This is a genomic window from Sphingomonas sp. (assembly GCF_050725575.1).
Classification (GTDB): Bacteria; Pseudomonadota; Alphaproteobacteria; order Sphingomonadales; family Sphingomonadaceae; genus Sphingomonas.
On the sequence record NZ_JBOHHW010000023.1, the window covers coordinates 64,963 to 75,708 of the forward strand.

At 65.0% G+C, this 10,746-nt stretch carries 9 protein-coding genes; 3 read left to right on the forward strand and 6 right to left on the reverse strand.

Annotation, left to right across the window (positions count from 1 at the left end; all coding sequences use genetic code 11):
* Positions 1–97 precede the first annotated feature (97 nt).
* The 3 genes from ACRECS_RS15960 to ACRECS_RS15970 all read left to right on the forward strand — a co-directional run bounded on the left by ACRECS_RS15960 (position 98) and on the right by ACRECS_RS15970 (position 3,113).
* Positions 98–1,321: a type III PLP-dependent enzyme gene (locus ACRECS_RS15960; RefSeq protein ID WP_431583935.1), complete on the forward strand. Its 1,224-nt coding sequence runs from the start codon at positions 98–100 to the stop codon at positions 1,319–1,321.
* A 153-nt stretch (positions 1,322–1,474) separates the two neighbouring features.
* Positions 1,475–2,524 carry a 1,9-bis(guanidino)-5-aza-nonane synthase gene (locus ACRECS_RS15965; RefSeq protein ID WP_431583936.1) on the forward strand — a complete coding sequence of 350 codons (1,050 nt, stop codon included), beginning with the start codon at positions 1,475–1,477 and terminating at the stop codon, positions 2,522–2,524.
* Positions 2,525–2,675: 151 nt separating this feature from the next.
* Entirely contained in the window at positions 2,676–3,113 is a 438-nt protein-coding gene (locus ACRECS_RS15970) for an MAPEG family protein (protein ID WP_431583937.1), read from the forward strand.
* A gap of 20 nt (positions 3,114–3,133) precedes the next feature.
* On the opposite strand, the gene ACRECS_RS15975 is transcribed toward ACRECS_RS15970, so the two are convergent.
* From ACRECS_RS15975 to ACRECS_RS16000, 6 genes are all read right to left on the reverse strand, one after another.
* Positions 3,134–5,023, reverse strand: coding sequence for an XrtA/PEP-CTERM system amidotransferase (locus ACRECS_RS15975; protein WP_431583938.1), 1,890 nt, complete (start codon positions 5,021–5,023; stop codon positions 3,134–3,136).
* Between the two features lie 129 nt (positions 5,024–5,152).
* Positions 5,153–6,694, reverse strand: coding sequence for an exosortase A (gene xrtA, locus ACRECS_RS15980; protein ID WP_431583939.1), 1,542 nt, complete (start codon positions 6,692–6,694; stop codon positions 5,153–5,155).
* Complete coding sequence (locus ACRECS_RS15985; protein WP_431583940.1) at positions 6,691–7,905, reverse strand: TIGR03087 family PEP-CTERM/XrtA system glycosyltransferase; 1,215 nt, start codon at positions 7,903–7,905, stop codon at positions 6,691–6,693. Before ACRECS_RS15985 ends, xrtA begins: the two co-directional genes overlap by 4 nt.
* A complete protein-coding gene (locus ACRECS_RS15990) occupies positions 7,905–8,972 on the reverse strand; it encodes a FemAB family XrtA/PEP-CTERM system-associated protein (protein WP_431583941.1) in 1,068 nt (355 codons plus the stop codon). The genes ACRECS_RS15985 and ACRECS_RS15990 overlap by 1 nt, the downstream gene beginning before the upstream one ends.
* A 2-nt stretch (positions 8,973–8,974) precedes the next feature.
* A complete protein-coding gene (locus tag ACRECS_RS15995; protein WP_431583942.1) occupies positions 8,975–9,814 on the reverse strand; it encodes an XrtA system polysaccharide deacetylase in 840 nt (279 codons plus the stop codon).
* 8 nt (positions 9,815–9,822) lie between these two features.
* Positions 9,823–10,746: AAA family ATPase (locus ACRECS_RS16000; protein WP_431583943.1), on the reverse strand; the 924-nt coding region annotated here is incomplete at its 5' end.

The window sequence follows — 10,746 nt, forward strand, 5'->3', positions numbered from 1 at the left end:
AAGCCGACCCTATTTCGCCCATCCGCTGCCCCATGGGACTTCCAACCGCAAGGCAGTGTTTCGTGAACTTGTCTTCGGACATTGGAGGTCCCTTGAATTGCACAAGCATCATAACGCGCTGGGGTTAGCGACCACCCATTCTACCGCCCGTTCTTCGGTCGTAGAGATCGCCAACACTCGTCCGGTTCAGCCGGTCACGCTTATCCGTCCGCATGCCGCAGCGCGTGCCGCCCGCTTCTTCGTCGAGAAGTTTCCGGGCCGGTCGCTCTATGCCGTGAAGGCGAATCCGTCTCCCGACCTGATCAAGGTACTGTGGGACAGCGGAATCACGCATTACGACGTTGCCTCGATCGCCGAGGTACGGCTGGTTGCGCGCACGCTGCCTGAGGCGACCTTGTGCTTCATGCACCCGGTCAAGGCCGAGGAAGCGATCCACGAAGCCTATTTCAAATATGGCTGCCGCACCTTCAGCCTCGATTCGCTCGAGGAACTGGACAAGATCCTGCGCGCGACCGAGCACGCCACCGACCTGACGCTGTGCGTCCGGCTGCGCGTGTCGTCGGAGCATTCGAAGCTCAGTCTCGCGTCCAAGTTCGGCTGCGCGCCGCATGAGGCCAAGGAGCTGCTGTTCGCGGCGCGCCAGGCGGCCGATGCGCTCGGCATCTGCTTCCATGTCGGCAGCCAGGCGATGTCGCCGGAAGCCTATGCCAATGCGATGGAGCGCGTTCGCGCGGCAATCGTCGAGGCGGCGGTGACGGTCGATGTGATCGATGTCGGCGGTGGTTTCCCCTCGACCTATCCGGGCATGGAGCCGCCCCCGCTCGAGCATTATTTCGAGACGATCCACCGTGCGTTCGAAAGCCTGCCGGTCAGCTATTCGTCCGAGCTGTGGGCCGAGCCGGGCCGCGCGTTGTGCGCCGAGTACAGCTCGCTGATCGTGCGGGTCGAGCGCCGGCGCGGCGACGAGCTGTACATCAATGACGGCGCGTATGGCGCGCTGTTCGATGCCGCGCATATCGGCTGGCGTTTCCCGGTGCAGCTGCTCCGCGAACCCGACAGCCATGCGCGCGACATGGAGTTCAGCTTCTACGGCCCGACCTGCGACGATATGGATCACATGGCCGGTCCGTTCATGCTGCCCGCCGACACCCGGGCTGGCGACTATATCGAGATCGGCATGCTCGGCGCCTATGGCTGCGCGATGCGCACCGCATTCAACGGCTTCGGCTCGGATGAAACGGTGATCATGGACGATGAGCCGATGGCGTCGCTATATGTCGCCGACGAGCGTGAGGTCGCTTCGAACGTCGTCACGCTGTAACAGCAATCATGCATTCGCTTTCTTCCTCCCCTCCCGCTTGCGGGAGGGGACCGAGGGGTGGGCTCGCGCTCACCACAGGCGATAATGCTCGCGGATAGCGCGAGCCCACCCCCTGCCCCCTCCCGCAAGCGGGAGGGGATTGGAGATTTAGAAATGACCGACACGCTGACCACCAACCGCAAGGCCGAGCTGCTCTCGACCACCGTCGAGCATATCGACATTACCACGTTCGACGCGCGCCCGATCGTCGATGCGATGAAGAAGATGAGCTTCACCAGCCGCGACCTGGGCCGCGCGACCGACATCTACAACCAGATGCTCGCCGATCCCGATTGCTCGATCTTCCTGGTCATCGCCGGGTCGACCAGCGCCGGTGGCTGCATGGATCTCTATGCCGAGCTGCTGCGCAACAACATGATCGACGGCGTCGTCGCGACCGGCGCGTCGATCGTCGACATGGATTTCTTCGAAGGGCTTGGCCACAAGCATTATCAGGCACTGGAAGTGCCCGACGACGACACGCTGCGCTCGCTGCTGATCGACCGCATCTACGACACGTACATCGACGAAGAGCAGCTGCAGGATTGCGATCACACGATCCTTGAGATCGCCAACAGCCTGGAGCCGCGGCCCTATTCGAGCCGCGAGTTCATCCGCGCGATGGGCAAATATCTCGTCGAGAACGGCAAGAAGGACAACAGCCTGGTCAAGCTGGCGTACGAGCATGACGTGCCGATCTTCTGCCCGGCATTCGTCGACAGCTCGGCCGGCTTCGGTCTGGTCAAGCATCAGGTCGACCGCGCCAAGGAAGGCAAGCCGTACATGGTGCTCGATGCGATCGCCGATTTCCGCGAGCTGACCGACATCAAGATCAAGGCGGGCACCACCGGCCTGTTGATGATCGGCGGCGGCGTACCGAAGAACTTCATCCAGGATACCGTGGTCTGCGCTGAGATCCTTGGCCATGACGACGTCCAGGTGCACAAATATGCCGTGCAGATCACCGTTGCCGACGTGCGCGACGGCGCCTGTTCGTCCTCGACGCTGCAGGAAGCGGCAAGCTGGGGCAAGGTCAACACCGGCATCGAGCAGATGGTCTTTGCGGAGGCCGGATCGGTGATGCCGCTGCTTGCCAGCGACGCCTATCATCGCGGGCTGTGGAAGAACCGCACCAAGCGTCGCTGGGGCGCCAGCTTCGACTGAGGCATTTCCAGCCAGACAATAAGGGGCGCCGGATCAATCCGGCGCCCTTTTTCTTTGGCGGTTATGCCGCATCCGCGGACCTTTCGCAGAAAAGTTGCGCATCCGTTTCGATTACGGCAGCTTGCCCGACAACTATAAGGGGAGCTGAAAGATGACCGACCATAGCCCGATCCTCGCGCCGATCGTTGCCTTGATCGCGTGGAGCCTGGTGATGTGGCTGTGGATGTATGTCCGCCGCATTCCGGCGATGAACAAGGTCGGAATCGACAGCAAGAACCTGGTCGGCGGCAGCGGTGCGGACCTGCGCGCGCGCATCCCGGCAAAGGATCAATGGCCCGCCGATAACTATAACCATCTGATGGAGCAGCCGACGCTGTTCTACGCGGTCGCGCTGGTTCTCGCGCTGAGCGGAACCGGTGGCGGCTGGAATCTGTGCATCGGCTGGGCATATGTCGGGCTGCGGATTCTCCACAGCCTGATTCAGGTGACGATCAATCGCGTGCTGGTGCGGTTCGCGATCTTCACGCTATCGACATTGTGCCTGATGGCGCTGACGGTCCACGCGGCAATCGCGGTGTTCTGCCGCTGAGCCCGGTCAGCCGAACAGTCTCAGCCGAACAGGCGCTGCATCGACCGTTCGAGCATCACCAATTGCCACAAGGTCCGGCCATGGTCGGCACGGCCGGTCCGGTGCTCGGTGGCAATGCGTTCGATCGCACGCGGATCGAACATGGCGCCGAGCACGCGCGACTTGGCCAGCGCCCCCGCTTCATCGGTCAGCGCGCCACGGAACCAGGCGCTGATCGGCGTCACAAAGCCCATTTTAGGGCGGTAGAGAATGTCTTTCGGCAGATAGCGCTCCATCGCCCGCTTCATCAGCCATTTGCCCTGGCCGCCCCTTATGCGCATCGACACGGGCAGAGAGGCGGCGAACTCGACGAAGCGATAGTCGAGCAATGGCTCGCGTGCCTCGAGGCTGACCGCCATGCTGGTGCGGTCGGTCTTGGTCAGGATGTCGCCGGGCAGCCAATGTTGGAAATCGGCATATTGCGCGCGGTCGATCGCATCGCGCGCTGGCGCGTCGCGCATCGTGCGGACATAGCGATCCTCGGCCCGGTGCCCGATCAGCGCGCGTTTCGCCTCATCGGAGAAGAGCATCGCCCGGAGCGTCGGCGTGGTCACACCGACGGAGCGTGCATAAGCCTCCGCCCCATCCTCGGCGAGTGCGAGCAAGGTGGTTTTCGCGCGCAATGAGCGTGGCGCCCAGTCGGCCTTGGGATACAGGCCGCCCAGCGCCCCGAACAGACCGGTTCGCATCGACGGCGGGAACAGTGTCCTCACCCGCTCTTCCGCCGCCTGGAATTTGTAGCGGCGATAGCCGGCCAGCGCCTCGTCCGCGCCGTCGCCCGAGAGCGCGACGGTCACATTTTCGCGCGCCAGCTCGCAGACCCGGTAGGTCGCGAGTGCCGAGGCATCGGCAAAGGGCTCGTCGAACGCCGCGACCAATGTGTCGATCAGCGCGAAATCATCAGCCGCCACGACCCGCTCACGGTGTTCGGTGGCAAAGCGCTGCGCGATCTGACTGGCATAGCCGCGTTCGTCATGCCCCGCTTCCCTGAAACCGATCGTGCAGGTCTTGACCGCTTGCGACGACGCCTCCGCCATCAACGCGACCACGGCCGAGCTGTCGACCCCGCCCGACAGGAACGCGCCAAGCGGCACATCCGCCATCAGGCGCGAGCGGACCGCGTCGCGCATCTGCGACACCAACTCTTCCTCCAGCGCCTTGACCGAACCGCGGGCGCGGCGCGAGAAATCCACGTCCCACCAGCGCGACGGCGACGGCAGTGACTTGCCGCGCTCGATCAGCAGCGAGTGGCCGGCGGGCAGCTTCTTCACCCCGGCGACGAGGCAAATATCGTCCGGCACATAGCCGAACGCCATATAATCCTCGACTGCGCGAATATCGGGTTCGCGCCGTAGCAGCGGGTGCGCGAGCAGGCCCTTCAGTTCCGAGGCGAAAGCCACGCCGCCGTCGGACAGCTCGACATAATGGAGCGGCTTCACCCCGAGCCGGTCACGCGCCATGAACAGGCATTGCCGGCGTGAATCGTGCAGCGCGAAGGCGAACATGCCGTTGAGCCGGTCAAGCATCGCTGGCCCCCAGGCCGACCAGCCATGAAGCAGCACTTCGGTGTCGCTGTGCGACGCGAACACCGCGCCCATCGCCTCGAGCTGCGCGCGGACCTCGAGGAAATTGTAGATTTCGCCATTATAGGTGACCGTCAGCGCCCCGTCGGCGCTCGCCATGGGCTGTGCGCCCGCCTCGGTCAGGTCGATGATCGCCAGCCGCCTGTGGCCAAGCCCGACGCCCGGTGCAGTCCACACGCCCGAGCCGTCGGGTCCGCGATGCAGTTGCGCATCGGTCATCGCCCGGATGCGCGCGGGATCGACCGGCTTCGGCGTTGCGGGGTAGTAGAGGCCGGCGATGCCGCACATGTGTTGGTTTATCCGATCCGCCCATAGGCCGTCACCCCGGACTTGTTCCAGGGTCCACCGCGCCACATCGTCTGCACCCTCATCCTTTGCGGAACAGTGGCCCCCGGAACAAGTCCGGGGTGACGAAAGCTAGGGATTCATCCCCGCCGCCCGATCCGCCAGCCGGTCCACCGGCCCGAGATCGCGCAGGAAGCGCTCAATCACCGCGCGCGTATCGACGCCGGGCCGGACCTCGGCCGAGACATGCACCGCGACCGCGCGTTGTGGCCCGCCGAACAGCTTTGCCTGCAAGGTCGCGAGTTTCACTGCCTTGTCGCTATGCGTCAGGACAGTGCCGACTCGGTACCAGGTCACCACCTGGCGCTCGACCGGGCCGGGCGCGGTGATGCGCATCGCCGATCCGTCGGCAAGATCGGGCAGATCGTCAATCCGCACCCAGACATCGTCCTGCCGCAGCACGCCGGTGCCGAACGAAACCAGCTCCTTGCCCTCGCGCTGGCTGCCGAACACGGCGATGGAGAGATCGACCGACGCGCCGCGCCCGTCGCTGTACCGCCCGATCAGGAAATGATCGGCACCGGGATAATAGGGACCCCAGGGCGCGCGCTTGCTCATCTCGCTGCGCTCCCAGCCCGGCACATCGGGCAGTGAGATCCTGTCCGGCAATATCTGGGCACGCCCGGCGATCGCGCCGGCCCAGGCCGGGAAGATACCCGCCACGGTCAGCGCCAGCGCGCCGGCAAGCAGCGCATCGATCCGCCGCTTCGGCTGTGTCTGTAGCGTTGCCGGGTCGAACACGGGATCATCGGGCGCACGGTCGAACCAGCGCCAGCCGATCGCGATCACCGCGGCCATCACCACCCCGAAGAACACCCAGCCATAGACGATATGGTCCATGCCGGTCGCCTGCTCGACCGAGGTCAGGTGCGCGGCATAGATCGTCCCGAAGGCGCGCAGGCCGTTGGCAATCACCGGCACGATCACCGCGACCGCCATGAACACCGTGCGCCGCGTCCAGCTGACGAAGCAGACATTGGCGACCAGCGCGCCATAGGCGACCATCGCGATGACGAACTTCGCCCCCGAACAGGCCTCGGCGACTTCGAAATAGCCGTTGGGGATGGTGATCAGCACGCCGTCAACCTGTACCGGCACGCCGAACAGATGGAGCAGCGGCATGGTCATCGCGACGGTGAGGTCCTGCAGCATCGGCTCCAGCCCCTCGCCGAACGGCACCATGAAGAAGGCGTAGCAGAGCGGGAACAGCAGGCCGCGCGCCACATTGGGGCCAAGCAACGTGATCACCGCGCCCTGCAGCATCATCACCAGGCCGAGATGACGCGCCAGCGCGACGCTCGACGCATCGCCGAGCAGCCAGCCGAACCCGCCGGCCGCGACCAGCGCAAGCCCCGGCCACCAGGCGACGGGCTGAAGCTCGGCAAGCTGTGCGCGCCGCTGCCATACCAGCCAGGCGATGACCGGCGCGATGAACAGGCAATGCCCGAAAGTCGTGCTGGTCCACCAGATCTTCGCCAGATCCCCCGCATCGCCGCGGAACAGCAGCAACAAGATCAGCGCGACGCCGCCAAGGATCAGCGACTGGCGCCGCCATCCCGCCGCGAACAATGGTTTGCCGCCCTGAAAATCGGCACTGGGAAAGGCGATCGTCATGCGGCAGTCCTCCGCTGCGGCAGCGCCTTCACCCGCAGGCCCATGATCGTGTCGAGCGGCGCGAGCCGCGCCTCCCAGCTATAGCGATCCTCGACCTGCTTGCGCGCCTTCTGGCCGAGTGCTGCGGCACCGGACGGATTGGCGAGCAAGGCGTTGACCTGTTCGGCGATCTCGCCGACCGTCTCGCCAACGCGGATCGTGTCCTGATGATCGATCCCGGCGGCAGCGGCGGCGGAGGCGACCACCGGCCGCGCCATCGCCATCGCCTCAAGCACCTTGTTCTGGACGCCGCGCGCGAGCTTCAGCGGCGCGACGACCACCGAGGCAGCGGCGATCCAGCCACGCACATCGGCGACCTCGCCAGTCACGATCACGCCCGGCACCCTGGCCAGCGCCTTGACCGCCTCGGTTGGCTCGCGCCCGACAATGGCAAAGCGCGCCTTGGGATATTCCAAATGGATATGCGGCAGGATCGCCTCGACGAACCAGGTCACCGCCTCGACATTGGGGCGGTAATCCATCTGGCCGGTGAACACGATCAATGCACCGGTGGTGTCGATGCGCTTGAAGCTCGCCACGGGATCGAAAAATTCGGTGTCGATGCCGTTCTCGACCGCAAAGACTCGCTCGGCGCCGGTTTTCTCGCGGAACAATGCGGCCTCGTCGTCGCTGACGAACAGGCTGGCAGTGGCGTTTTTGGCGACACTGCGCTCATAGGACTGGAGCAGCCGCGCCTCGCGCTTCATCATCCAGGCCATCGGCCCGCGCGAGGATTTGCCGTAAGCGGCGAATTTGGCCGAATCCATGTCGACGAAATCCATGATCACGCGCTGCCGCGGATTGGCCGGCAGATACTGCGCCATCTGGCTCGAAAAGACATAGATGGTATCGATCGAGTGCCGCGCGAGGATATTGTTCACCGCATCGCGCAACGGCCGGTTCTCGAACGCAGTCAGCGATACCGGCTTGTATTTGACCAGCGCCTGAGCAGCCGCGGTCAGCCGCGACTTGGAGCGCCAGATGATCGAGCGGTTGCCGGTATATTTGGCCAGGCCGCTCTTGCCCTTCATGTCGCGCGTATCGTCGGCAAAGGCGATCAGATGGACGCGTTTGCGCGCCGAGAGGAATTTCAGAATGTTGAAGCCGCGGATCTTGTCACCGCGATCGGGCGGATAGGGCACGCGGTGCGCCAGAAACAGGATGTCCCCCATCAGCCGAGTCCCTTGGCAATAAACGGCCCAACCCGATTTGCGACCCACAATGGCAGCTTCTTCCATGCCTCGATCTTCAACCGATAGCGCGGGTTCAGCGGATTGATGTCGCGAAGCCCCCCCTCAGAGGCTGCACGTTTAACATACATCAAAGGAACGCCCGGAAAACCCCAGTTCTTCTTGAACGCGGCCGGGCCCGTTCCGGCCTTTGAGCGGCCGAAATCGAACCGCGTGCAGCCCCGGGCGCGGGCATGGCCCATCAGCGCGAAATACATCCGGTCATTGGCGCGAAGCGCCCGTGCCGTAGCGGTACCGCCGCCCCAATAAGGATAGACGGTGCCGTTGAAATACAGGCTCAGCACGCTTGCGACCGCTTTGCCGCCGGCGCGCACGGTCAGGATGTCGGCATCGTCGCCGAACGCCGCCAGCACTTCGCGAAACAGCCGCGCGGGAAATACCGGGGTACCGAGGTTGCGAACCGATTCGGCATAGACCGCGAAATGCGCCGCCTGTTCCGCCTTGTCGTGGCCGGTCGTCACCTGCAGGTCGATCTCCAGCGATTTGCGCACCTCGGCGCGCTGCTTGCGCGGGATGGCGAGCAGTTCCGCCTCGTCATCGACGGCGAGATCGCGGACAAAACCGAGATAAGTCTCGCTGTCGACGGTCCAGCCCGGCCCGGTCGGCTCGGCGCCGCGCAATTCGAGCGTCGGGCAGCTCAGTTGCCGCGCCAGTGCCCAGGCGGCATCGCCCAGCACTGGTATCGCCGCTTCGTCCCCGGCCAGGATGCCGCCGCCAACCGCGAAGCCGTTGGAGACCAGCGCGCGCCCGAACAGCGGCGAGCGTATTTCGGTCAGCGGGACATAGCCGGCGATCGAACCATCGGCGCGCTCGGCGAGCAGTGCATGAGCGGTCTGCCCGCAGCCGCGTGCGACGGCGAGGCTCCATTCAGGCAGATGAAACGGCGTCGCACCGGGATGCGCGCGGACGAACGCCGCGATCCGCGCGCGTTCATCGGCATCGCCCAGGTCGACGGCACGTACCGCCAACAGCGTCGAGATCAGCGGCATGTTCACTTGAGCCCGCGCCGCGCCTCGGCCACCACAGCGTCCATCCGGCCCCAGTCGTGCCGCCGGATCAGCGTGCGCAGCTTGCCCGCCATCGCGCCGAGCCGGCTGTAATGCCTGAGCTTCGACCTGACCGGTGCGTTGGTGACCCGCGGCTGGCCGGGATCGATCTCCCAGGGATGGAAATAGAACACCGCCGGCTGTCCCTCGCCGGCCACCTGGCGCACCGCGAAATCGGTCAGCGCACCCGGGAAGAGCCGGAAAAACCCACCCCCCGTCGCCATCTTGCGCCCGGCCAGCTCGGCGACCGTGACGGGCACCTCGATCAGGTCGGAATCGGGCAAGGGCCGATAGGCATAGCGCGGCGCTTCCGGCCAGCCATAATGGTCGTGCCGGAGCGGTGCGACGCTTGACGAATAGGTATAGCCCGCCTCGGCCAGTTCGGCATGAGCCCAAGGGGTGCGCTTGTCGATCGAGAAGCTTGGCGCACGATAGCCGGTGACGGCGATCCCGCTGGCGTCCTCAAGCGTCTTGCGCGCCCGTGCCAGATCGGCACGGAAGGTTGCCGGATCCATGGTGAAGACACGGTCATGGTCCCAGCCATGGCTAGCGACCTCATGCCCCGCATCGACGATCCGCCGGATCAGCGCCGGATAACGCTCAGCCACCCAGCCAAGCGTGAAGAAGGTCGCCTTGACCCCGCTTTCGCCGAACAGCGCGAGCACTGCATCGGTGTTGCGCTCGACCCGCGTCTCAAGTGAATCCCAGTCCCGCTTGTCAATCACCTTTTCGAAGGCGCCGACCTGGAACCAGTCCTCGACATCGACGGAGAGCGCGTGGCGCATTGCCCGGGCTACCGGCCCGCGGCGTGACGCACGGATGCGATATCCGGACTGCCCTCACCCTCGACCCAATCGACCAGCAGTGTCAGGACACGGCGCAGCGCCGCTTCCTGTTCCTCGATGCGCTCTTCCAACGCCGCAATGCGATCGATCAGTTGCTGATCGGGAATCTGCGCCGCCGCTTCGGGTTTGGATACCGCTTCCGGTGCCGCGGCCGGCAATATTTCGGGCGCCGGCTCCAGTTCAGGCGAAAAGCGGATCGGGCGTGGTTCGACCGGCAAGGGTGATGCGCTGACGATCGGTATCGGCTTGGGCGCTTCCATCTGTTCCGGGACCTTCACCGGCTCCGGAGCTTCAACCGCTTCGACCGCCTGCACCGGCTCGGCTTTGGCGCGATTGATCGGGCGCGGCAGCGGCGAGTCACCAGCGATATCGGCGATCACTGCATCGACCACATCGCCATTGATGGTTTCGAGCTGATCGATCGCGCCGAACAGCAGCACGCGTCCGGCAAGCTGATTGAGCACGCGCGGCACGCCGCCCGAGCCGCGATAGAGTGCCTGGAACGCCTCCGGCGTGAAGCTCGGGCGCCCCTGCCAGCCCACTACCGACAGGCGGTGAACCATATAAGGCTCGACTTCTTCCGGCCCCATCGGATCCAGATGGTGCATGGCGATGACGCGCTGACGCAATTGTTCGAGCCGGTCGGACCCGTGCAGCCGCTGACGGAACTCGGGCTGGCCGAGCAGGAAAATCTGCAGCAGCGCATGCCCGCCCGCCTGAAAATTGGACAGCATGCGCAATTCTTCGAGCGCAGACACCGGCAGCGCCTGCGCTTCGTCGACGATCAGCAGCGTGCGCCGCCCCGACCGTGCCGTTGCATGCAGGCCGCGTTCGATCGCGGTTAGCAGCTGGGCCTTGGTCTGGCCGGCGGG